Annotated in this window: 22 protein-coding genes; 11 read left to right on the forward strand and 11 right to left on the reverse strand. The window is 43.3% G+C overall.

The window, feature by feature from the left end; translation table 11 throughout:
• Window positions 1-12 precede the first annotated feature (12 nt).
• Window positions 13-597: a hypothetical protein gene (locus AC1XUE_RS24870; RefSeq protein ID WP_483358700.1), complete on the forward strand. Its 585-nt coding sequence runs from the start codon at window positions 13-15 to the stop codon at window positions 595-597.
• A gap of 36 nt (window positions 598-633) precedes the next feature.
• Window positions 634-1164 (forward strand): hypothetical protein, encoded by a 531-nt coding sequence (locus AC1XUE_RS24875; protein WP_483358701.1) that lies wholly within the window; start codon window positions 634-636, stop codon window positions 1162-1164.
• 51 nt (window positions 1165-1215) lie between these two features.
• Here the strand turns inward: AC1XUE_RS24875 and AC1XUE_RS24880 are convergent, their stop codons facing one another.
• A complete protein-coding gene (locus tag AC1XUE_RS24880) occupies window positions 1216-2370 on the reverse strand; it encodes a glycosyltransferase family protein (protein WP_483358702.1) in 1155 nt (384 codons plus the stop codon).
• A 2-nt stretch (window positions 2371-2372) separates the two neighbouring features.
• Complete coding sequence (locus tag AC1XUE_RS24885) at window positions 2373-3230, reverse strand: UDP-2,3-diacylglucosamine diphosphatase (protein ID WP_483358703.1); 858 nt, start codon at window positions 3228-3230, stop codon at window positions 2373-2375.
• Window positions 3231-3405: 175 nt separating this feature from the next.
• Here AC1XUE_RS24885 and AC1XUE_RS24890 point away from each other — a divergent pair, with 175 nt between their 5' ends.
• The 4 genes from AC1XUE_RS24890 (at window position 3406) to AC1XUE_RS24905 (ending at window position 8355) form a co-directional block, all read left to right on the forward strand.
• On the forward strand, window positions 3406-4857 hold the full coding sequence (locus AC1XUE_RS24890; RefSeq protein ID WP_483358704.1) for an energy transducer TonB: 1452 nt from the start codon (window positions 3406-3408) through the stop codon (window positions 4855-4857).
• A gap of 126 nt (window positions 4858-4983) precedes the next feature.
• Window positions 4984-5847 (forward strand): SPFH domain-containing protein, encoded by an 864-nt coding sequence (locus tag AC1XUE_RS24895; protein WP_483358705.1) that lies wholly within the window; start codon window positions 4984-4986, stop codon window positions 5845-5847.
• Window position 5848: 1 nt separating this feature from the next.
• Window positions 5849-6025 carry a type II toxin-antitoxin system antitoxin gene (locus AC1XUE_RS24900; protein WP_483358706.1) on the forward strand — a complete coding sequence of 59 codons (177 nt, stop codon included), beginning with the start codon at window positions 5849-5851 and terminating at the stop codon, window positions 6023-6025.
• 149 nt (window positions 6026-6174) lie between these two features.
• The gene (locus AC1XUE_RS24905; RefSeq protein WP_483358707.1) at window positions 6175-8355 is read left to right on the forward strand and encodes a S9 family peptidase; all 2181 of its coding nucleotides are present in this window, start codon (window positions 6175-6177) and stop codon (window positions 8353-8355) included.
• Window positions 8356-8670: 315 nt separating this feature from the next.
• On the opposite strand, the gene AC1XUE_RS24910 is transcribed toward AC1XUE_RS24905, so the two are convergent.
• The 4 genes from AC1XUE_RS24910 to AC1XUE_RS24925 all read right to left on the reverse strand — a co-directional run bounded on the left by AC1XUE_RS24910 (window position 8671) and on the right by AC1XUE_RS24925 (window position 15543).
• Window positions 8671-10203 carry a M28 family peptidase gene (locus tag AC1XUE_RS24910; RefSeq protein ID WP_483358708.1) on the reverse strand — a complete coding sequence of 511 codons (1533 nt, stop codon included), beginning with the start codon at window positions 10201-10203 and terminating at the stop codon, window positions 8671-8673.
• Between the two features lie 158 nt (window positions 10204-10361).
• Window positions 10362-13649: a S41 family peptidase gene (locus tag AC1XUE_RS24915; RefSeq protein WP_483358709.1), complete on the reverse strand. Its 3288-nt coding sequence runs from the start codon at window positions 13647-13649 to the stop codon at window positions 10362-10364.
• A gap of 73 nt (window positions 13650-13722) precedes the next feature.
• A complete protein-coding gene (gene hemB / locus AC1XUE_RS24920) occupies window positions 13723-14703 on the reverse strand; it encodes a porphobilinogen synthase (protein WP_483358710.1) in 981 nt (326 codons plus the stop codon).
• A 153-nt stretch (window positions 14704-14856) separates the two neighbouring features.
• The gene (locus AC1XUE_RS24925) at window positions 14857-15543 is read right to left on the reverse strand and encodes a response regulator transcription factor (protein ID WP_483358711.1); all 687 of its coding nucleotides are present in this window, start codon (window positions 15541-15543) and stop codon (window positions 14857-14859) included.
• 186 nt (window positions 15544-15729) lie between these two features.
• Here AC1XUE_RS24925 and AC1XUE_RS24930 point away from each other — a divergent pair, with 186 nt between their 5' ends.
• From AC1XUE_RS24930 to AC1XUE_RS24940, 3 genes are all read left to right on the forward strand, one after another.
• The gene (locus AC1XUE_RS24930; protein ID WP_483358712.1) at window positions 15730-16740 is read left to right on the forward strand and encodes an alpha/beta hydrolase; all 1011 of its coding nucleotides are present in this window, start codon (window positions 15730-15732) and stop codon (window positions 16738-16740) included.
• Between the two features lie 135 nt (window positions 16741-16875).
• Complete coding sequence (locus AC1XUE_RS24935) at window positions 16876-17700, forward strand: enoyl-ACP reductase FabI (protein WP_483358713.1); 825 nt, start codon at window positions 16876-16878, stop codon at window positions 17698-17700.
• A gap of 184 nt (window positions 17701-17884) precedes the next feature.
• Window positions 17885-18667, forward strand: a complete 783-nt coding sequence (locus AC1XUE_RS24940; RefSeq protein WP_483358714.1) for a hypothetical protein — start codon at window positions 17885-17887, stop codon at window positions 18665-18667.
• 3 nt (window positions 18668-18670) lie between these two features.
• On the opposite strand, the gene AC1XUE_RS24945 is transcribed toward AC1XUE_RS24940, so the two are convergent.
• The 4 genes from AC1XUE_RS24945 to AC1XUE_RS24960 form a co-directional block, all read right to left on the reverse strand.
• Window positions 18671-19201: a Uma2 family endonuclease gene (locus AC1XUE_RS24945; RefSeq protein ID WP_483358771.1), complete on the reverse strand. Its 531-nt coding sequence runs from the start codon at window positions 19199-19201 to the stop codon at window positions 18671-18673.
• A gap of 184 nt (window positions 19202-19385) precedes the next feature.
• Window positions 19386-19718: a hypothetical protein gene (locus AC1XUE_RS24950; RefSeq protein ID WP_483358715.1), complete on the reverse strand. Its 333-nt coding sequence runs from the start codon at window positions 19716-19718 to the stop codon at window positions 19386-19388.
• 6 nt (window positions 19719-19724) lie between these two features.
• A complete protein-coding gene (locus AC1XUE_RS24955) occupies window positions 19725-22184 on the reverse strand; it encodes a penicillin acylase family protein (RefSeq protein WP_483358716.1) in 2460 nt (819 codons plus the stop codon).
• A 48-nt stretch (window positions 22185-22232) separates the two neighbouring features.
• Window positions 22233-22961, reverse strand: a complete 729-nt coding sequence (locus AC1XUE_RS24960) for a copper homeostasis protein CutC (protein ID WP_483358717.1) — start codon at window positions 22959-22961, stop codon at window positions 22233-22235.
• 345 nt (window positions 22962-23306) lie between these two features.
• Between AC1XUE_RS24960 and AC1XUE_RS24965 the strand changes: the two genes are divergently transcribed.
• Both AC1XUE_RS24965 and AC1XUE_RS24970 read left to right on the forward strand, forming a co-directional pair.
• A complete protein-coding gene (locus AC1XUE_RS24965; protein WP_013927448.1) occupies window positions 23307-23528 on the forward strand; it encodes a DUF2795 domain-containing protein in 222 nt (73 codons plus the stop codon).
• Between the two features lie 181 nt (window positions 23529-23709).
• Window positions 23710-24363: an AlbA family DNA-binding domain-containing protein gene (locus AC1XUE_RS24970; protein ID WP_483358718.1), complete on the forward strand. Its 654-nt coding sequence runs from the start codon at window positions 23710-23712 to the stop codon at window positions 24361-24363.
• 1 nt (window position 24364) lies between these two features.
• Here AC1XUE_RS24970 and crcB read toward each other — a convergent pair whose 3' ends face one another.
• A complete protein-coding gene (crcB, locus tag AC1XUE_RS24975; RefSeq protein WP_483358719.1) occupies window positions 24365-24733 on the reverse strand; it encodes a fluoride efflux transporter CrcB in 369 nt (122 codons plus the stop codon).

Here is a 24733-nt window from a genome sequence, read left to right on the forward strand (position 1 = left end):
AAATTCTTGATTATGAAACATGCAATAGTGTTTTTTATGGGCTTGCTGATGTGTATGCCGGTTTTTGCTCAGGAAAAAGAAACTTTCAGAAAAAAATATGTGAACCATATCGAAGCTGGCGTACTGATGGGCCGGGTAAATTATGGTGGTGGTAATGGAGTACAAGAGGTATCAGAAGGCAAGCAAAGTATTACTGCCCAAATGTATCAGGGAATTCAATTGACAAGTCCATTTTCTGCTGGTGTAACGGTGGGTATGGACTGGTATAAATCAGCTTTGGTCAATCCCGTATCATTAGGTGTGAAATATGATATCACAAAAGGTAACTCGGCAAGATTATATGCATCCGCAGATGCAGGTTACGGTTTTACGTGGTTTCACAACGATTCCGAAGGATTCAACACCAAAGGAGGATGGATGATAAATCCTGGTATTGGTATGAAGTATGGCAAACAGGGCGATGCCACATTTACCATAGGAATCAGCTGGAGGCGACAGGAGGTAGAAGTCTCAAAACCGCCGTTGTGGCAGCAGATTGAGCGCTATGAGCAGAGAGTGTATAACAGGCTTGCGCTACGGATTGGGATGTCATTTTAAAAATTCATAATGTTATAATACTGAACCAATAGTAAAATGAAGCTAAAATCAGGAAGTTATATTTTGTTTTTTTTGCTGGCCAGCGCGCTATTTTCCTGCGAAAAAACGGATGTAGAATTTGAAGATGATTTCCAGAAAAGTGAAAGGGCATGGCAGGATTTTAAGAAATCATCGGGCAATACATATAAGTATGTGGTGAGTTTTCAGTCATGGGCAGGTTTCGGGTCGGAAACAACCATTACTGTTGCAGATGGGACGGTGATCAGAAGAGAATACCTTAGTGTTTTTTATGATCGTGAACCAGGCGGATTGCCGAAAGTGCGATCAGAATGGGTTGAGGATGCAAATGAAATTGGTACAAATACAAATGATGGAGCACTTCCTTTCACTCTGGATGAAGTTTACGAAAAGTCAAAAAATGAGTGGCTTGTAAAGCAGGACAAAGCTACAACTTATTTCAGAGCTGAAAATGCCGGATTGATTTCCTCTGCGGGCTATGTTGAGGATGGCTGTGCAGACGATTGCTTCGTTGGAATTAGGATTAGTTCAATCACTGCCGGCAACTAGATATTGCTTGTTTTAAGCTTGTCAAAAATATGCGATGATACTCAGACGAAGTCATAGCAGAGAATTGAATATGCGCTGGGCGAGTACAGGTATTCCGCCTGTATTTCGTGACAGTGCAGGTCTTTTCACTGCTGATGAAACTTCCCTTAGAAATAGTGCTTCGCCTTTATGATACCAGTTTCTGAACTGATCAGACTTGCTTTGATGTGTAGGCAGGTATTCCAGGATCTTTGATAAATCGAAGGTTTGCGAGGCAATTCCGGCTCCTGCGGTCACACCGTCTACAGCATTACATTGCTGTTCAAAATGGTTGGGAACGGGCACCATCATCACGGGCTTGTTCAGATACATCGCTTCACATACAGACTCGAACCCTGCAGTAGTAACCAATGCCTTGCAGGAAGCAAGCTTCTCAAGGTATTTTTCACTGTTAATGCGGTGGAAGGTAAGGGTATTGTCAAATTTGAATTCTTCGGATACGTTCGGGTTGTCCCAAAAACAATGCAAAGCTACTTTTGGATGTGCCTGATGCCATTCTATGATCTGATTGCTTAGACTGTGATGCGTCATATAAACCAGCAGAAAGTCTCCGTCTGAAGTTTGTAATGTTCTTAATGCACGACGTAATAAAGGCGGAACGACAGCAATCTTATTTTCATCGTCTCCTTCCATTTCACGGAAGGACAGTGCCAGGCGTTTCCAAGCCAGCCAGGAAGCCGCCCTTGAGTTCAGATTGATCAGTATACGGCTGATTTTACCTTTCTCAGGGAAAATGAAATCGGGATGCATCAGCAAATACTGATGTGCTATACAAAGCATGGGAATTCCCGGCCGATAAACAATATTGTAAAGACCGCTGTATGTCTCGTAAAAACTGATGATCAGATCAGGTTGTATTTCTGTAACTTTATCATGTATGGTTCTTAATTCCTTGATGTATTTACCGGCATTTCGTGCAAGAGAATAGACTGTGCGGCCTACGTTCATGCCTTTTCCCCCGGAATTATAAGCAATGGCCGGCGCAATAAACTCGTGAACCGGTGCCTTGATCTGATCTGCGAAAAATGAAGGAATGACCCGGTCGGTTGCCTTTCCTACGAGCGCTCCGGCTACATGATGTCCTGCACTGCGTAGGATTTGCGCTAGTGAAATGGCTTGGGTCATGTGACCGCGCCCTTCACCCTGTACGAGAAACAGAATGTTCATGGTTACATGATTTGTTGATTTCTACCTAAAAACACACCTGTAAACGCTACTTGTTTTTCATTTCCAGGTAAATGGTCAATGATTGTCGCGTTGGCAGATTTCTTCTCCTGACTCATTTGCTGATCATAATAAAGCAGGCTCCAGTTTCCCTCAAAATCTTCCACAAGTGCACTGAGCGTTTCCACCCAGTCTCCGGAATTCATGTATTTGATTCCGTCTATTTCACGAATAGCCGGGTGATGTATATGACCGCAAATGACCCCATCGCAGCTACGGGATCTGGCAAGCTCGGTTAGTTTTTCTTCAAAATCGCTCATGTAGTTGACAGCAAGCTTCACCGACTGCTTAATGCGTTGGGACAGGGAGTAATAAGACAACCCTCTCCAGGCGCGGTAACTATTATAAAACTTATTCAGCCAAAGCAAAAAAGTGTAACCCATATCACCCAGGTAAGCGAGCCACTTCAGATTACTGGTAATGGAATCAAATACGTCTCCGTGCGTAACATAAAACCTTTGTGTGCCCGAATTGAGAATGTAATCCTTTCTGATTTGAAAATTTTTACCAAGTCGGAGCGGAATGATCTGATCCAGGAAGTCGTCATGATTGCCACGGATGTAAATAACTTTTGTATTGTTATCTTCGATCATTTTCAGCACACGTTTGAAAAACATCGTGTGCTTCCGTTTCCAAACACCATATTTTTTTAGCTGCCAGGCGTCGATAATATCACCGTTCAGAATTAATTTTTTGCAGGAATAGCTTTTCAGAAAACTGGTAACTTCTTCTGCTTTCGACCCACCTGCTCCGAGGTGAAGGTCCGAAATGATAATCGTCCGGAAATGAGTTTTATCTGCCATGTTACAAATATTCTCATTTTATATTAACTGGATGTTATTGTCAGATTATCAGTGTGTTAAGAATATTGTTATGTCGCCGATAAATAAGATTGTACAGTTATTTCGACGTATTTAGGCCGATTTTAACGTAATAAAAGCTATTTTTATATTTATCAGTGCTAACTAAAATTAACCAATGAAGAGAATTTTTATCATTTTACTGTTCTGCTTTTCGTCTGTTTTTGCCCAAAATATTTACCAGCCACATGAGGTAGAGCGGCCCGTTGAACCCACCGGAGGAACTGGAATTTTCAATCAATTTATAGTTGCTAATATTCAGATGCCTTTCACAAGTATTGTGCGGGGAACCAGTGGGCGTGTTTACGTGAAAGGGATTGTTGAAACCGACGGGACTATGACTGACCTGCAGATAAGCAGAAAGCTGGATCCTCTATGTGATCAGGAAGCCCTAAGGATTTTAGGATTATATAAGGCCTGGCAGCCAGCTTTAAAAAATGGAGAAAAAGTAAGGCAGTACCTCACTTTCCCGATTATCTTCAAAGCTACGCCCCCTGTTAACTTTGACAGTACAACCTACGGCATTACAGATTATTTTGATAAAAAATTCTTCGCTACTTCTGATCCGGAAAAGGCCGAGTATCGCGTTGTACGATATCTGGATGACAGAGGTTTCCTCAAATCCAATGTGGTTTCAGAGCAAAAGAAAGGGAAAAAGTGGTCTGAAATGGTAACTGTACCTTTCGCGCGTAAAGAAGTGTGGTTCAAACATGCATACAATGCTAACAAGATAGATTCCGTCCGGGCTTATGAAATTTCAGCCAGAGATGAAAATCTTACGAGTTATGTGTCCGAAGCTACTTTTCTTCCTGATGGACAACTACTTTCAGAAACGCAGTACGACAGTAATAACAAAAAGTCTAAGTTCAGAGAGTTGGATCTGAATGGGCTGGTCAGAAAGCTCCGGATTTACTCGGACTCTTCATCGACTGAGATTGTCTGGCATAACAACGGGCAAATTAAAAGTGTTGTAGAATACCCTGTTGAGCCTAATTTGACGGGTAAGGAGTTGGTATATATCAATAGCTGGGAAAGGGATGGCACACAAAGATTGAAAGAAGGAAATGGTGTCTGGCGGGGAGAAGGAGGTGAACTTTATGGGAAAACATATATAGAGGAAGGAAAGGTAGTAGACGGAAATAAGGATGGGGAGTGGATTGGAAAATGGAGTGATGGTAAAATCCTTTACAAAGAAATATATGCCGCAGGGGCACTGCTTAAAGGGACTTCCTATGAAGGCAGTGAAGAAGTGAGTTATACCAAAGCGATCGTTCAGCCCGAGTTTAAAAGTGGTATCAATAATTTTTACAAATTTCTAGGTCAAAACATCATCTATCCGGTAGAAGCTTCACGTAGAGGCATTGGAGGTAAGGTGTTTCTTTCCTTTGTAGTATGTGAAGATGGAAGTTTGTGTGATTACAAAGTCGAGAAAGGACTTGGTTTCGGCTTGGATGATGAAGCTTTAAGGGTCGTGAAAAAAATGAATCATTTGTGGGAGCCCGGTGAACTGCGCGGGAAAAAGGTTAGAGTTAAATATAATCTGCCTATTAACTTCCAAGTGGAGAGATAGTTTCTGCCGCTCATCCCATCCCGGTGCCATTTAAAGTGGTTCCGGGTTTTTTTGTACCATTTGAAAAAAACCTGATCCTGAATTTGATTAAATTGTGATATCATTTTAATATCAAACTATATGGCTATGAATGAAAAAGAATTACGCTCAATATCCGGCTATACGCTGTTTGCGTTAGGTCTGGCTATGTTATTTGGAGGTGTTTTGTATGTAGTTATGACGGGTAGCCCAATACCTGGCGTCATCTTATCAATGATTGGCTTCGTTGTGCTGATCGGGCTTACGGTAGTCAATCCGAATGAGGCGGTAGTGACTACATTCTTTGGTGACTACATGGGAACCATGAAACAAAATGGTTTACGTTGGGTGAATCCGTTCTTCAAACGTAAAAAGATCAGTTTGCGTGCAAGAAATATCAATGGTCAGAAACTGAAAGTAAATGATAAGCTGGGTAATCCTATCGAGATTGCAGCCGTAGTTGTATGGCGGGTAGGTGATACGGCCAAAGCGTCCTTTGAAGTAGATGACTATATAAAATATGTGGAAATACAATCTGAGGCTGCTGTGAGGCACCTGGCGGGTATATATGCGTATGATACAATGGACGACGAAGAACTGGAAACTCAGGAGGTGACGCTTAGAGATGGCAGCGGAAAGATCAATGAAATGTTGGAAGCGGAGCTGACCGAGAGATTGAGTCGTGCCGGAATTGATGTGCTGGAAGCACGTATCAGTCACCTAGCGTATGCGCCTGAAATTGCCGGTGCGATGCTACAACGCCAGCAGGCATCTGCAGTAGTTGCAGCCCGCAGACAAATCGTGAACGGTGCCGTGGGAATGGTGGATATGGCACTTGAAATGTTGTCGGCTAAAGGTATTGTTGAACTGGATGAAGAACGGAAAGCAGCCATGGTCTGTAATCTGCTGGTAGTGTTGTGTGGTGAAAAATCGGTGACACCTGTCTTAAACGCAGGAACCTTATATCCGTAATATGGCTGAAAAGAAAGCTTTCGTTTTACGTATCAATCCTGAAATGCTGAAAGAACTGGAAATCTGGGCACAACAGGATTTCAGAAGTGTAAACGGACAGATCGAATACTTGCTCAGAGAAGCGCTTAGGAAGCAGAAACGCACTAAGAATAAAGGAACGTCACCTGAAATGGATTAAGGGTTGATCATTTTGGAAGATAGCAGGCTGAGAAACCCTCAGTCTGCTATTTCGTTTGTACGTATGGGCATAGATGCTGTTTTTGTTTTTCAATTCGTTAAAATTGTATCGTTATAGTTGTTACACTATTTATTTTTTAACTAAACTCAATGAAACAGGTACTAAAAACCGTTGTTTTAACGCTACTTTCCTTTCAACTTTTTGCTCAGATTCCGGCTAATTTCCAGTGGCTTTCTGACGGAAGCGGCTACCGTGATGTAGTTGAAGGAGAAATCATAGAAGTGAAATTACCTTCAAAACAAGAAAAAACATTCATCTCCAAATCTCAGCTAACACCTCAAGGCGGCGCTCCCCTTGCCATCCGTAGCTATACAGTGAATAAGGATGGAGATAAGGTATTGATCTACACCAATACAGAGCGTGTGTGGCGTTATGATACCAAAGGTGACTACTGGGTATATGATATCAAGAGTCAAACCTTAAAACAACTTGGGAAAGGATTAGGTAAATCGACATTAATGTTTGCAAAATTCTCTCCTGATGGGAAAAAGGCCGGATACGTAAGCAAGCATAATGTATATGCCGAAGATCTGCAGACAGGAGAGGTAAAACAACTTACCAAGGATGGAACGGATCGCGTGATCAATGGTACGTTTGATTGGGTTTACGAAGAGGAATTTGACTGCCGCGACGGATTCAGATGGAGTGACGATAGTAAGTCAATTGCTTACTGGCAGCTCGATGCCCGTAAGATTCGTAACTTTTTGATGATCAATACGACAGATTCTATATACTCTTTCAATATTCCTGTTGAATATCCTAAAGTAGGGGAGACGCCTTCGCCTTATAAAATCGGAGTAGTAAATGTGACAAGTGCTGAAACAAAATGGATGAATATTCCGGGTGATCCGCAGAATACCTATTTACCAAGAATGGAATGGTCGGGCGTGCAGGATGAACTGGTTGTGCAGCAATTGAACCGCCAGCAGAATGAAAGTACACTGATGTATGTGAACACCAACACAGGTGCAGCAAGATCATTTTATACCGAAAAAGATGACGCATGGATTGATATCAAAAGCCGTTGGGAAGATGATCCTGTAGGTTGGGACTGGATTAATGGCGGAAAAGAGTTTATATGGGTAAGTGAAAAAGATGGCTGGAGACATGTATACCGTGTAAGCCGTGATGGTAAAAAAGAAACGCTGATCACGACGGGTAATTTTGATATGATTAATCCGGTACGGATTGATGAGAAAAATAACGCCTACTATTTTACCGCTTCACCTGAGAATGCCACACAGAAATATCTGTACAAGGCACCTTTGAACGGAAAGGGCGAACCGAAACGCTTGTCGCCGGTCGACCAATCAGGGACACATAGCTATGATATTTCTCCGTTAGCGAAGTTCGGAAAGCATAGTTTCTCGAATGCAAGATTACCTTATATGACAGAGTGGATATCATTTCCTGATCATAAATCAATAGATCCGGAAAATGCTATCAGTGAAACGATGAAGCGTATTCGCCCTGCCGGTATTGACATTGAATTTTTCAAAGTTAAAACAGAGGAGGGAGTTGAAGTGGATGCCTGGATGGTGAAGCCAAACAATTTCGATCCTTCCAAAAAGTATCCGATCGTGTTCATGGTATATGGCGAACCTGCCAGCAGTACTGTCAAAGACACGTATGGAACCGGAAGAAACAGGCTTTATGATGGGAATATGGCAGAAGATGGGTACATCTATGCTTCTGTGGATAACAGAGGAACTCCTATGCCAAAAGGAAGAGCATGGCGGAAGGCTATATATAAGGGAATCGGAATCATCAATATCAGGGATTATGCCGGTGCGGCGAAGGCCATGTTTGAAAAATATCCGTTCATTGATACCGATCGCGTGGCTGTTCACGGATGGAGTGGTGGCGGGTCGTCTACACTGAATTTACTGTTCAAATATCCCAAGCAGTTCCAGACAGGTATTTCGGTGGCGGCAGTAGGTAACCAGCTGACTTATGATAACATTTATCAGGAGCGTTATATGGGCGTGCCGAAGGATAGTAAAGAAGATTTTATCAATGGATCACCTATAACGCATGCGAAGAACCTGGAAGGAAATCTGCTTTATATCCATGGTACAGGTGATGATAACGTACATTATCAGAATGCAGAAATGCTGGTGAATGAGTTGATTAAGCACAATAAAGTATTCCAGTTCATGCCTTATCCGAACCGTACACATAGTATTTCGGAAGGAGAAGGCACTACGAAGCACTTGAGAACTTTGTTTACCGACTACCTTAAAAAGCATTGCGCTCCGGGAGCTAAGTAAGCGTTAAGCGGTCTGAATGGCGCAGCCAGTCTGAACGGATTGCGACGAATGTTTGGTCTGAACAACATCATAGTTGGTCTGAACACTTATCCGCCAACTTTATTCATCGTTCAGACTGGCTGCCATTCAGACCTAAGGAGATAAAATGAAAAAGCCGGACCAGTCAGGAATAACCCTCATCGGTCCGGCTTCTTTTTTCTGGTCTGAACAACGCAGTTGGTCTGCACGGATTGCGACGAATGTGTGGTTTGAACGCTTATCCCTCAGGCTTATTCACCGTTCAGACTGGCTGTGCCATTCAGACCGGAAACCAGATTATTTACCATACAACTTCTTAGCAGCCTCTTCGTATTTGTCACCGGCAACCCATTGCGGTGCTTTGGGCATGTTGGCGATCAATCGGGCAGCGTAAGTATAAGCCTGGCTGAATTTTAAAAGATAGCCAAAGTCAATCGTTTCCGGATTATCGCTTACCTGGTGATAGTTTTTCATAATATCACCATTGAATTCTCTGAATCCGGGTGTAAATGTAGGAGCAGGGATTCCTTTTTTTGCAAAACTTACATTATCTGATCGGTCAAACAGGCCCTGTTCCGGAGAAGGATCTGCAAAAATTCCCAATCCAAATGCCTTGCTGGCTTTCTCCATTTCAGCCTTTGCTCCTGTACGGTCAAGTCCCATGACGGCTACAATAGTTGTGTCGTTATATCCGGCCCCGTCAGAATTGATATTGAAAATACATTTGTTCAGAGGTAGCAATGGATGAGCAGCATAATACTGGCTTCCAAGCAAGCCGACTTCTTCAGCGGTAAGCGCTACGATCAATACGGAACGTTTTGGAGGTACTTTTGAAAATGCTTCTGCGGCTGTCAATAAACCTACAACCCCGAAAGCATTGTCACGTGCGCCATTAAAAATGCTGTCCTCAGCCGTGTAAGGTTGTCCTCCCTGTTTCCCAACACCTATATGGTCGTAATGGGCAGTAAGCAGGATATACTCATCTTTCAATTTCGGGTCTGATCCTTCGATAAAACCAACAACATTATAGCTATTGATCAACTTTGTCTGTCTGCCACTCGTTTTGAAACGGATCTCTTTAACATTTCTCAGTGCTCTTGTAATATTGGCATCTTTGCCATTGACCCATGCGTGTGGGATCGTCTTTCCGGCTGCTGATTCGGGTGCAAGTGCTATTTTTTCTCCTGTGAAATACTTATTGACCATATTCCAGGGCATAGGGGCATTGAACAATTCAATGACTGCTAGAGCACCTTTGTCGATAGCCAGCTTCCGTTTTTCGGTAGAAGATGCGATGATTTCAGATGGAGTCTGCACATCAGGAGTTCCGCTTTGTATGAGAACAATCTTATTTTTTACATCCAGGTCTTTATAGTCATTCCAACCCTTCGCCGCATTTTCCAGCCCGTACCCGGCATACACCAAAGCAGCTGTAGTATCCATGGCACCACCTGCCATCAAAATCCAGTCTTCGCCGCTTTTCAGCGTAGTCGCTTCGGCCACAATCTCACCAGACCCGTTTACACCCTGTTTTTCAAATGGGACATTTTGAAAATACGAATTGGTGATTGAAGCTTCATTGCCCGAAGCAACTGTTTTGACACCTAACTTACGGAATTGTTCTGCGATATAACGTGCAGCAACATTGTTCCCCTGTTCCCCTGTACGGCGTCCCATGAGCTCGTCGGAAGCCAAAAAGCGCATGTGTGCTTCTGTTTCTGATGACTTCGTGGAAAACTCAGGAGGAGCCGCGCTTTTTTTCTGGGAAAAAGAAGGGGCACCAAATAAGGTCAGCCCTGCTGCTAATAAAATAGAAGATGGTTTAGTCATAAATTTTGATCAAAAGTCGTATTGAGCAAATAAAAGCATTTTTTTGGTTTTTGAAATGGTCTGTTATCATATAGACGATAACCTGGATGAAGTAAAATTCAAAAAGCCATCCGGAGAAATAAATCTATCGGATGGCTTTTAACTTTTACTAATACAGATTATTTCCCCGACTTATTCGGAAAAGCCGGAATATTCGGTACACCTTTTGGTCCGGCTTCGGTCAGTTTTTTCTTCATTTCTTCAATCGCTCTGTCGAGTTGCTGATCAATTCCCAAATACTCCTGATGTGGATCATTATTGACTTCTATATCCGGAGATACACCTTCACCTTCAATAATGAATTTTGATCCATCCGCAGCGAAATGTGCAAATTCTGGTTTACGCAGGTCGCTGCCATCAATAAATGGTAAGGATCCACGGATACCTACTACACCGCCCCAGCTGCGTTGTCCAAGTACGGGTCCAATTTTATAATGTCTGAACTGATAAGGGAACATATCTCCATCGGAAGCAGAGTATTGGTCAATCAGACAGATTTTAGGACCAATCTGCGCATCAGGTTTTACGGTTGCCGCCTTGCTGTTACGCATCATGGCACCAAGCCCGGGTTCACGACGCAGTCGCTCAATGATCATCGGAGAAACGTTACCTCCGCCATTGCCACGGTCGTCAATAATAAGTGCTTCTTTGTCGAGCTGAGGATAAAAGTAGCGGGCAAACTGATTAAGTCCATCCGGACCCATGTCTGGAATATGTACATAACCGATTTTACCTCCTGATGCTTTGTTCACCTTGGCAATGTTGTCCTGCACCCACTGATGGTAATACAGATCCGATTCATCGGCAATTGGTTTGACGAAAATTTTCCGGCTTCCTTTTGTATTTGCAGCACCATTAATTTCCAGTTCCACTACCTGACCTGCTTTATCGATGAGGCCTTCATACAGATTGGTGAAATCTTTTACATCATTTCCGTTAATGCTGATAATGAAATCTCCAGGTTTTACATCCAATCCCGGTGCATGTAATGGCGACACAAGTGATTTGTTCCAGCTTTGACCTGAAAGAATGGTCTCAATCTTGTAGTAACCACTTTTATCTCTGCTGAATGTTGCTCCAAGCAATCCCATTTTGATCTTTTCAATTTCAGGACGCTCACCCGGATTGGTGTAAGCATGACCAACATTTAATTCTCCGATCATTTCACCGATAACGTAGGTGAGGTCGTTGCGGTGGTTAACATAAGGAAGCAGCACTTCGTATTTGGTATGCATTGCCTTCCAGTCCACGCCATGCATATTAGGATCATAAAAATAATCCCGCATTTGGCGCCAGCTTTCATCATAAATCTGCTTCCATTCCGCATGCAGGTCAGTTCTGGTCTTCAGCCCGTCCAGATTCAATTTATTCTTCGGATCTATTTTAGATGTTCCAAGATCTTCAATAAAGACGTCAGCCATCTTTCTCAGCAAAATCTTTTTGCCGTCAGGACTTACCGCATATCCACCAAAATCTCCGATTTCTGTTTCCTTTTTATCTTTCAGGCTGAAATACTTAAACGATCGGTCTTTCCCGGCTGAGTTTGAAGTATAGTAAACGCCATCTGCAGCGCCCACAAGTCGGTAATAATTACCGGCAGCAACGGGCAGACTTTCTATTCTGTCGGCCAGGTTTTCTTCATCTACCTTTACTACAATGCCTTCACTTTTTTTCGCAGTTTCCGGCTTGGCTGTCTCCTTTTTTCCCTTTGCAGACGAAGAGGACTTTTCAATAGCTTTTTCCTCTTTTATTTCTACTTCATCATTTTCTATACGAAAGGATGATTTTGTGTCAGCAGCCAGACGGACGAAGTAGGGTTTCGCCATATTTGTGTAAGCATGGTTCCATTCCGTATTGCTGTAAGTTGGATTGAAATCCCGCTGTGAAACGAAATACAACAATTTTCCATCAGGACTGAATGTCGGCTGAGAGCTATTGTACCACGTGTCTGTTACCTGTACGAACTTCTTCGTGTCAATATTATATAGCTTAATCACTTCAAATTCTCTGGCTCTGCCTGGTTCAGAATAGGCAATCCATTTGCTATCCGGAGAGAAAACGTAATCATCAATTTCGCGGTAGTCATTGTGAACAACGGCTGTTTTCTTTCCTGATGCTACGTCTATATAGTAAAGATCCTGATTTCTGTCTGCCAGTAAAAGCAATTTACTATCCGGACTCCATACCGGATTAAATTTATAGCTGCCGCCCCCTTTTGTAAGTTGCTTAGCAGGTTCTGTGCCATCCTGTTTGCGAATGTACAGCTCGTCCTCACCGGTTTGATCCGACAGGTAGCTGATCCATTTGCCATCAGGGCTCCATTCTACATTGCGGTCGTGGGCATTACTGCTTTGTGTAAGATTGCGAACCACTCCGTTTTTGGCAGGAACAGAAAAAACTTCACCACGCGCACCCAATACAGCACGTTTGCCGTCCGGTGAAATGGCATAGCTGTTTATCGCCTTGGATGCATCAGTTTGCTTATGACGGCCAGACGAAAAATCCTCGGAAATGGTAATATTCAGCTTATCCGTTTTGCCGGAAGTAAGGTCATACAGATAAATAAATCCGCCGTTTTCGAAAGCAATAGCGTTGTTTCCAAGAGATGGAAATTTGCAATCATACTCCTTGAAATCCGTGATCTTCTTGGTTTGTTTAGTCTGGGTATCGTACTCAAACAGATTTGCAATACGGTCTCTGTCGCTTAGGTAATAAACCTTGTTTTTATGATACATCGGGAATATATCCTGCGCAGGATTATTGGAAACGTTTTCTGTTTTTCCCGATTTTACATCGAAAATCCAGATATCGTCAGCCATACCACCTTTGTAGTACTTCCAGGTACGGAACTCACGAAAAACACGGTTCATCGCCAGCTTAGATCCGTCCTCATTATAGCTGCTCCATCCGGCTACAGCAAACGGAAGTTCTTCACTCAGGTCACCACTTACCGGCGCTTTATACAGTTTTCCTTTAAACGCGTTGAAGGACGTACCGCGACTCCGGTATACGACATGTTTGTCATCCGGCGTCCAGTCCATCACAATGTTATTAGGCCCCATGCGGTCTGCTATGTCATCGCGACCCAGGGTGGCGGTATAGGTAATACGCTTGGGAGCACCGCCAGTTGCCGGCATCACGAAAACTTCCGTATTGCCATCATACTGGCCGGTAAAAGCGATTTGCTTGCCATCGTGACTGAATTTAGGAAACATTTCATAACCAGGATGGCTGGTCATTTTACGTGCAACGCCTCCGGTTTTTTCCACTGTATATAAGTCCCCGGCATACGAAAATACAACCTGATTATCGTGAACCGCCGGAAAGCGTAACAAGCGGGCTTCCTGAGCATGGAGCGCCGTTTGGGCGAGTCCCAGGAGTAAGGCTAATGTGTAAGTTTTTTTCATAGTTATTTAAAAAGAGCATGACGGTCAACATGGCTTCAGGAAAGAACGTTGACCGTCATACATAGGTTATTCACTAGTGATTCAATATAATAGCAGCTTCCTTTGCAAAGTAGGTGAGAATGCATTTTGCTCCGGCGCGACGGATGCTTAACAATACTTCCATCATAGCGCGGTCGCCGTCGAGCCATCCGTTCAGAGCAGCAGCTTTGATCATCGCATATTCACCGGAAACATTGTAAGCTGCAATTGGGATATCGAAATTTTCATCAAGCTGACGGATAATGTCCAGATAGGACAAGGCAGGTTTCACCATCAGCATATCAGCTCCTTCAGCAAAATCCTGTTGTGCTTCCAGAAGCGCTTCACGCTTGTTGGCAGGGTTCATCTGGTAGGTTTTCTTGTCACCGAACTTCGGGGCAGATTCTAGTGCATCGCGGAAGGGTCCGTAGAATGCGCTGGCATACTTTGCAGAATAGGACATGATGCTGACATCTGTAAAGCCTTCAGTGTCAATATAATCTCGGATGTATTTTACACGGCCATCCATCATGTCGCTCGGTCCAAGGATATCAGCGCCTGCTTTTGACTGAGCAAGCGACATTTTTCCAAGAATCTCCAGCGTAGCATCATTGAGAATTTTTCCGTTTTCAACAAGCCCGTCGTGCCCGTCCGAGCTGTATGGATCCATAGCTACATCCGTCATGATAGCTAGTTCAGGAAACTGCTCCTTAACAGCCGTGATGGCTTTAAGATAAAATGTATCTTCTTTGTAACTTTCTGAGGCGAAGCGATCTTTTTTGCTTTCCGGATAATTGGGGAAAAGATCAATACCGCGGATACCGAGATCGGTAATCTCTTTTAGTTCCTCGAGCAAATTATCCAGTGAATACCGGTAAATACCAGGCATCGACTTCACTTCTACCTTTTGGTTGAAGCCTTCCTGGAGAAACATGGGGAAAATAAAATCTGAAACCTGCAAAGATGTTTCCTGTACCAGATCACGTATTGCAGAAGATTTTCTATTGCGTCGTGGACGACGGGAGATATTAAACATAAGCTTTCGGCGAGCAGCAGTCGGCTGTCGGCTTTTTTGATTTGTAGCAGTAAATATATTACACGGAGAACGACGTAGAAATATAGAGAGTTTCAAAGAGCAAAGTTTTTGTCACCCCACACCCTTTGCCCTTGCCCAAATCCCCCTGCCCATTCACCCAACCATTAACTTAAATCCTTCTCCATGCAGATTCATAATCTGTATCGAAGCGTCTTCACGAAAATGCTTCCGAAGCTTGGTGATGTAAACGTCCATACTACGTGCGTTGAAATAGGAATCGTCTCCCCAGATGGTTTTTAGGGCAAAACTGCGGCTGATGGGTTGATTGATATTCTGGCAGAAAAGTTTGAGTAATTCGGATTCCTTGCTTGTAAGACGGGCAGATTTATCGCCGTTACTTAGCTGCTGGTGGTTATAGTCGAAAGAGTAGCTTCCTACCTGAAATACTTTGTTTTCTTCTGGCTGATCCGGCTGCTTGCGATAACGGCGTAGGATAGCTTCGATTCTCAACAAAAGTTCTTCCCGATCAAAGGGCTTGGTGACGTAATCATCAGCACCCACCCGGAATCCCTGCATGGTATCTTCCTTCATCGATTTGGCTGTAAGGAAAATAATAGGTACGTCCCTACCACTCATACGCACTTCTTTAGCCAATGAAAAACCATCTTTCTTGGGCATCATGACATCGAAAATACACAAGTCATATTCTTTGTCTACAAAGCGCTGCCATCCCTGTTGCCCGTCCGTTGCGAGGTCTGTAGGAAAACCTTTGTCAATCAGATATTCCTGAAGTAAAGAACCAAGATTAACATCGTCTTCAACAAGTAGCAGGTTTGGCATAGGAAAAGCGGTCTCGTTAGAAAATTGTTTATGTGTACTGATGGTGAATAACGCAGATTTGTATGTCGTTATCACCTAAAATTACAAATTCGTTCTGAATCCTGAATTTGACTTATAATCAAATGTAAATTTGTGCCTAAAACTACCGAACTTTCGGTGTTAAAAAACCTTCTGAATTCATAATTTATGTTAAAGGTGTTATTGGGAATCGTAGCTTTTGTTGCTGTCTTAGGAATTATTTATTTGGCTGGCCCGAAAGTGCCTGCTGTTCAGTTTGATCCAGTGTTACCAGTTGTAAAACAGGATCTGGTGGCTTTGGAACAGGAGATCAATCAGACTGAAAAGGCGATCGCGATGCTCAAACCAGATAACCAGGCCCGTATCGTATGGGCAGATTCCACCAAGAAAGAAAAGACACCTTACAGCATTGTTTATATTCATGGATTTGGTGCAAGTTGGGCAGAGGGGGAGCCAGTGCACCGCGACCTTGCCAAAAGGTATGGAGCGAATCTATACCTGGCACGTATGCACGATGCCGGAATAAGTGACCCGGATGCATTTGACGACCTCAGTCCTGAAAACTTTTTGCAGGAAGCTAAGCGTGCATTGGCTATTGGTAAGGTATTGGGCGATAGTGTCATTGTGATCGGTACTTCTGCAGGTGGATTACTTAGTGTATATCTTGCATCTACAAATCCTGAAATCAAGGGCCTGGTTCTTTACTCTCCGTGTATGGCTGTTGCCAACCCGGCCATTAAACTGATCACCGGGCCGTGGGGGAGGAAAATACTATATTCCGTGATGGGCGAATACCGTAAAAATGCGGATCCGGAGCCAGACAGAGCCATGTTCTGGCTGCAAAGCTACCGTACCAACGGATTGCTGACTTTACAGCAAACCATAGATGCCATTTCTCGACCTGAAGTATATAGGAAGATTAAAATGCCCGTTTTTTTGGGTTATTACTACAAAAATGAAGAGGAGCAGGATCAGGTGGTTTCTGTAAAAGCCATGCAGGATATGTTTCCGCAGCTCGGTACACCTGCTGCGCTTAAAGTGGAAAAAGCATTTCCTGAAAGTGCAGATCATGTGATTGCTTCTTACCTGCGTTCGAAGGATGTAAAGGGAGTGTATGAAGCAACAGACTTATTTTTTCAGAAGCAGCTGGGATTAAAACCTACTTTAGAAATCAATTAAGGTTCTTTCCGGAAACGGAAAATTGCTTTAAAATGCTTTACTTTGCCGGCTTGAATCAGAATTGTCAGGTTAAAAAAGAGATTTACATCGCCAGGCACTGTTTGGCTTATCAGACTTAATATTAATAACAAAACTATGGCTTACGGTTTATTAAAGGGAAAAAGAGGTATTATATCAGGTGCTCTCGACGAAAACTCAATTGCCTGGAAAGTGGCACTTAAAGCAAAAGAAGAGGGTGCTATATTTACCCTGACCAACGCTCCTATTGCTATGCGTATGGGAGGTATTCAGGAACTGGCAAAAACCTGCGATGCTCAGCTTATTCCTGCCGATGCCACATCAGTAGAAGATATCGAAAATCTTTACACCCAGTCTATGGACGTCCTGGGTGGCAAGGTGGACTTCGTTCTGCATTCCATTGGGATGTCTGTAAACGTACGTAAAGGCAAATCCTACGGCGATCTTAACTACGAATGGATGCAGAAAGGGCTGGATATTTCAGCAATCTCACTGCATAAGTTTTTGCAGGTAGGCGAGAAGCTGGACGCGATCAATGACTGGGGTTCGGTAGTAGCTTTGTCGTATATCGCAGCCCAACGTACTTATTCTTTTTACAATGACATGGCTGAAGCAAAAGCAATGCTTGAAAGTATTGCCCGCAGCTACGGTTATCGTTATGGAAAAGCTAAAAATGTGCGCGTAAACACTATTTCTCAGTCTCCGACTAAAACGAAAGCAGGATCGGGAATTGAAGGATTCGATGCATTCTACGACTTTGCAGAAAAAATGAGTCCGCTTGGTAATGCCACTGCAGACGATTGCGCCAATTATGCCATTACCTTGTTCTCTGACCTTACCAGATACGTAACGATGCAAAACCTTTTCCATGACGGAGGTTATTCATCCACAGGTATTTCTGAGGAACTCGTAACGATGATTCAGCAACAAAGTCAGCAATAATTACTTCACCGGCTTGCCGGAATAGTTAAAAAGTCCCTTTGTGATTTTATTCGCAAAGGGACTTTTTGCATTTCTGATAAAATATTTATGTTGCTGCTCCGTTTCGCGTTGTATGATATGGACGAACTGGTTAGCTTCGCCCGGTATTATAGCTGTGAATCTGAAAACAAATCCCCTTTATTACATGAAGACTTCCTTTCGATTGAAATGCCTTTTGACATTTGCCATCATAGCGACGCTCGCGGCTTGTGGCGGAGAAAAAGAAGAAACAAAAATGGTGGCTGATACCCCGGTCTATACGTTAGTTTTTCTGGATAAGACACAGAGTGTTAATGTGAATAAAAACTATGTCAATGAAAAGTACAGGCAGGTGCTTACTGATATAGTCGAAAATAACATGAAGAATAAAGGTGATAAGCTGGATGTCTATTTTATTCATGAAAATACGTCTAAAGCAAGAGCCATGTCGGTGATGGTAAGGAGTGAAAAGGAGAGTATGGATGCTGCAAACGCAACAGATAGGGAGGCGATAGAAACGGCTTATTCACTTTCTTTGCAGAAAGAAAAAGGTATTTTCCTCAGACAGCTGCTTGCAAAACTCAATCAGCAGAATACCGGTTCTTCCAATCAGGCAACAGACATATGGGCCAGCTTGCCGGTGATTGCAAAAGCAAATGAAAGTGGCGCTGAGATCAAAGTATATTATTTCAGTGATATGATCGAAAGTGTGAAAGGATCAGATCGCCGCGATTTTCATGTAAAACCGCCAAAAGATGATGCTCAGGCTGATGAAGCAGCAAAAGCGGACATTAAAAAACTGGAGCAATATACCATCGGTTCGCCACAGGTTACGATTGTTTCTCCATTTGAACCGACAGCTTCGTCCAAAGAAAATAACCCGCACGTAACGCATTATTGGCAAACATTATTTCAGGAATTGGGCGGGGTGAGTGTGGAGGAATTGTAGGGTTTAAAAACTACTTATGGCTTTCAAATTTTCCGGTTCGTCAAAAATAGCGCGAATAGGTATTTGAAAGCCAGATATAATAAAGCTCTTCACAAAGCCTTCAGAAGATTTAAGAATCAGGCTGTATTCAGAACCTTCAAGATGGTATTGTTCCAGCGTTTGTTTTTCAGGATCAATAATCCAGTATTCTTCGATCTTATGGGCCTGGTAATCTTTATACTTGACGCCCCGATCACGCTCTTCTGTAGAATCTGAAATGATTTCAACAACCAAATCGGGCGCAGGAAACAATATCTGATCTTCAGTAAATTGGATTGCTTTTTCATTTTTAAAGAAGCATATATCAGGTTCGTAATCATTACGGGTCAGGGTGATCATAATTTTTTCAATCCCTACGAAACCTAAAGAATGCTTGGCCGAATAGATATTAAGTAGCTGAGCAAGAAGCAGCGAAGCCTGGTTATGCCTCTTCTTAACAGGAGAATGGACAATCACCTCACCGTTTATAAATTCTACCTTTTCTTGTTGTGTAATTTAATTGTAGAATTGAATACGCTTTGTTTTCTCCCGGTTAAGCACTGCGTGCGCTTCCTGAAGCAAAAAATGGGCGTCTGGCTCATTTAGTATGTCGGAAATAATACGATTACTCATATATACATCAATAATGATTGCTATTCAAAAAATAACAAAATTTACTGAAAATCGGCTTTGATCTTCTTCACCAGATTCTCCGCATCAAATACCCCGACAATCCTCCAAATCCACCTACAAGTCCGCCTACCAACGTTGTGACAGCGAGAAGTAATAACCCGTTAGGGAGCGAAAGTATCTGAGCAATCCGGTTTGACATGGCTCCTTCTGAATTCATATGCAGATAAAATCCATAACCGAGCCAGAGTATAGCGATAGCGAAAAAGCCTGTCAGAAAAGCCTTGCCGGAGGTAGCTGTTGGTCGCCATGCCAGGGCAGCAAAAGGGATGAGGGCAGCTGTCCACCAGGGGCCGAAATACTGGCAGATCGCTGTGACTACGATGATGATGATCAGATTCATAGCTGGTCAGTTCTTTTTAAAAGTGATACCTGAAGTAAGTCGCGGATGGGTTTGATCCGGAGAAGAAAGAAATACGAGTTCATTCAATTCCCCGTTTTCCCATTTTTTTAGCAGGTTCAAATAATAAGGACTTCCCGGATTACCGGATTGTCCGCCCGGATAGATTCCGTATGCTTTTGGATTTGGCCCAAGCTCCACAACCATTCGCCATGAGGGGCCGTTTCGCTTTGTAATCGCATTCACAATGCCCGAGCCGCCGCCCACTTTGATCGCAGGCGCATTGAACGATTTCAAGCTTCTGCTGAGGTGGCGGATTTCAGTACTTTTAACATTTGACCAGTGCCATTTCGGACTCATATCGCCATGGTATTTTGTGAGCGAATCCAGCGTAGCTTTGAAGCTCGTCAGTACAATATCAGGCATAGTTTCCTTTTTTGAAGTATTGATATTATCGAACCATTTCTCATCAGGCTGATTAAGCAGCATATATATTGTTCGATCGCGGGAAGGCTGTTTCATTAGTAGCTTTTCAGAACCAAATTCGTCATCCCAGATAAAGGATTGCAGTAATGGAAACCAGGTTTCAAATAGGGAAGCTGGTATGGATTCAGGATTGTTCTGGTAATTCCATTTGTCCAGACTAGTTTTCGCCGCTTTTTCCGCCGGGCTGAGCGGTGAGCCATCCAAAACAGACAAAAGCCTTGGTAACACATTTCTTGCCAATACACTGAAATTATCATTCTGAAGCGACCTCAGACTATCAGCATTTGCGCTTTTCATAACAGCTAGCCGTTCATTGATGCGCACGCCACGTTCAGAAGGAGCAAAGATCCAATTGATATAATAAGGATAGCTCGGGTCTGTAGAGGATTGATTGGCCGAACTCACAAATCCTCTCTCCGGGTTTTTTACAAATGGGTTTTGGTCCGCGGGGATCCATCCCTGCCAGTCGTCAGATGCATCAGTACCATCCAACAGAAATTTGCCCTGGTCTCTGTATTTCAATGGAAGCTTTCCGTTCACAGTGAGTGCTATATTTTTACCATTGTCGGCAAACACGAAGTTCTGAGCAGGCCCGACATATCGTTTTAGTGCTGCGCGATAATCATCGTAGTTGCTGGCTTTGTTAAGCTCATAAAAAGTAAGAAAGCTGTTGCCAGGTTCATGACCAATCCATTTGATGGCCAGGTTAGGAGCATTTTCTCCCGATTCATCCGACTCTGTTACAGGACCGTGATGTGTGTACACAACCTGTTCTTTCACCGGTTCACCACCTTTTACATATACAATCTCTTCCCGCTTGCGCGTCGCTTTCCATTGGTTGTCGTGCCAGTAATGAGACCTTGTCGTGTCCTTGAATTTAACTTTATAGAGGTCGAAAACATCTGCATCTACATTGGTTACACCCCAGGCTACATTTTTGTTGAAGCCGATAATGACAGACGGAATCCCAGGCAGCGATACGCCATATACATTCATCTCCGGTGTGTGCAACTGAACCTGATACCAGATAGACGGAAGCGTAAGTTCCAGGTGCGGGTCATTGGCAAGTATAGGATAGCCAGTCAGTGATTTGTCACCGGAAATGGCCCAGTTATTACTTCCGATTCCCTCCGGTTTATTTTCATCCCTGGGCAGAATAACACCGGCTGTTGTAGTCTGGTTATTAATAAAAACAGAATCCACCTTTTTCAAAGGGTTTTCAACAGGTATCGGCAGGCGTTGAAAATCCCATTTGGTGCCGTCAGGTATAATCGGACTTTCCTGAAACATCGGGTAATCGGGAAACAGATCCGCGATGACTCCTTTGCCATATTTCCTCAGAACATTGGTGATCCGAAGATCATTGGCTCTTCCCGCCAGTGTAAGCGTCATTTGTTCGAGCATATACATGGTATTGATCGGCTTCCACGGCTCCGGCGCATAACCTAATAGCTTATATTCTACAGGATAATCTTTTGGTTTGAGCTGATCAATATATGCATTAACTCCGGCTGAATAGCCTTCCAGAGCAGTTTTAGAGCGGGTTTCACTCATGGCCACTTTCAGGTTTGCTTCCGCTCCGTAACCCATTCCGAGTCGTCTGCTTCTCTGGTCCATTTCCAGCGTGGCCGGGCCAAGAATTTCGGATAGTCTGCCCGCAGCGGCACGCGTCTGCAGATCCATCTGCCACAATCTGTCTTTGGCGGTCAGGTATCCCTGTGCATAGAACAGGTCAAAATCATTCTTGGCGAAAATGTGAGGTACACCTGTATCATCGAAGCGTACAATCACCTCGTCATGAAGTAAACTGGCTTTCAATACAATCTCATCATGCGCAATTTCCTGCTTTTCTCCGTTTTGCCAGAATCCGGAAAATGGGCTCAGAAACGGACCCAAAGCCGGTGCTGGTCCCCAGGGACGGCTTAGCGCATAAATAAGTCCGGCTGTAATGGCGACAGATAAGATAGCCTTGAAAATTTTCATAGAAAGCAAACTTTGGGTTTACAACATATTTTCTTCAAGCGTAAAAAATCAGGAAACTACTTGTACGATGGCTTCAATGAGATTGATGTCGCTGTACATGACAGATCGCTCGTCAGGAATTTCGCCTGCCATAGAGATGCCTTCAGGAAAAAACTTTTGTCTTGCCGGACGGAATGCTTTGGCTGTCAGGTGTAATGCATGGACGCCTGCACCAGCCAACTCTGCTGCATTTAGATGGTTCACACCTCCTCCGGCCATGATTTCTATAGCGGATCCTGCTTCTTTGGATAACTTGCCCAGTAACTCCACCGCTTCAATTGCACGCGGTTTTTGACCGGATGTGAGTATGCGTGATGCACCGGCTGCTATGACAGCTTTCAAAGCTTTGAGGGGATCAGGTGTGAGATCGAAGGCACGGTGAAACGTGACTTTCATGGGATGCGCAAATTCGATGAGGTCTTTTGTGCGCTCTATATTAACCTGCCCGTCGGGCTGCAAAATGCCAAGAACAACACCGTCTGCACCCAATTTCTTGGCTAATGCGATGTCTTTCCTCATGATCTCTTCTTCAAAAATATCATAGACAAAGTCGCCTCCCCGTGGGCGAATCATAACATAAAGTTCTATTTGTACATGTTCCCTCACCAGTTCAATCAATCCTGCACTGGGAGTTGTTCCGCCTTCGCCGAGTCCGCTGCAAAGTTCAATTCTTTTGGCTCCGCCAGCCTGAGCATTAATACATGATTCCAGTGAATAGGCGCAAACTTCAATAGTCATAATCGAGATAAAATAAATGGATACGGGAAATTACAAAAGTGAAGGAGAAAATCGCTAGTACTATATGAATCCATTAGGTCCATCGGGCGTAAGCATAAAGTAAAAGCTGGTCTGGTAAATACGTCCTGAATGGGGGTCAGTCTGCCGTGAAGAAGAAAGTTGGCAGGATTTTAATCTAAATTTTATAAATACATCTATTTGATTTACAGTGTGTTAAAATAATTATAGATTTTTTTTTCTACAAAAAACAATTATTTTTCTTTTTTTTCGCTTAAAGCTATTAAAAGATGCAGAATTTTTTACTTTTGCAGAAATTGTTAGAAACTATTAATAGGCGAAAATACTATGTACTGGACACTCGAACTTGCGTCATATCTTGAAGATGCTCCATGGCCAGCTACCAAAGACGAGCTAATTGACTTTGCAATCAGAACAGGCGCTCCGTTAGAGGTTGTTGAAAACCTACAGGAACTAGAAGACGACGGACAACCTTATGAAAGCATTGAGGAAATTTGGCCGGATTATCCGACGAAAGATGATTTCTTCTTTAATGAAGACGAATATTAAATTCGAAGGCGGCTCATTCAGGCCGTCTTTTTTGTTGCCCTATTTCTCCTCTAAAAAACCGGCAGGCAGGCTTTTTTTATACCAATCAAAAACGTAAATTGTTCATCTAAACAAAGCAACAGGCAAACAGAATACGCTGCAACAATTTGTCATAATTCGGGATATTCAATCCATTCTGCTAATGGAACTTCGATTGCTGAGAGAACTGGTTAAGAAAGGTGAGGGTGAGCACGTGGAATTTAAACTGAAATCCAATCACCCCGAAAAAATTGTCAGGGAAATGGTAGCGTTTGCCAATACAGGTGGCGGAAAGCTATTTGTGGGCGTAGGGGACGATAAGACGATCAAAGGCCTGAAAGATGCTGAGGAAGACGAATACACGCTCACCAAAGCCATCGACAAATATATCTTCCCAAAAATCAACTACAAGACTGAGAAAATTCCTATATCATCGGATCGTGATGTATTAGTAATAACGATACCAAAAAGTATAGACAAACCACACTATGTTGTGGATGAATCCGGCTCCCGACAGGCGTATATTCGTGTTCAGGATAAGTCTATCCAGGCCAGTCGTGAAATGAAGGAAATCATGCGCCGTGGACGTAGTGAAAGAGATATCCGGTTCCAATATGGGGAAAAAGAAGAAAAGCTGATGAAGCTGCTCGACGAGAAGGAATCCGTAACGGTTGACCTATTTGCTGCTTTTGCCGGTATACCCAGGAAAATTGCATCCAATACACTGGTTGTGATGGTCCTTGCGCGTATACTGGAAGTGCACCCGCACGAAATGATAGACAAATTTACCATGTCGATGTCTTATCAGTCAAACTGAGTTATTTTACCAGCCACATACCAACCAGTGTCGCTACAACGCATAGTACCATATTCAAGAGTACATTAAGGAGTGCATCAGTTAGCCTATTGTTCAAAACCAGTTGAATGGTTTCGTTGGTAAATGAAGAAAATGTGCTGAAACCGCCGCAAAAGCCAATGGCTATAAAGGCGCGGTAATTACTTATAGTCTCTTCCGGCTTTTGCAGCGACCAACCTGCAAAGAGACCGATAATCAGGCAGGCAAGTATGTTGGCCGTCAGTGTACCAAAAGGAAATACCGACGACCATCTTAAAAATACTTTTCCAGCTCCAAACCTGGCTAAACTCCCCAGACCGCCTCCTACAAAAACAAGCATGAGCTGGTTCAT

This window comes from Dyadobacter sp. HNCC25DJ187 (assembly GCF_056895255.1).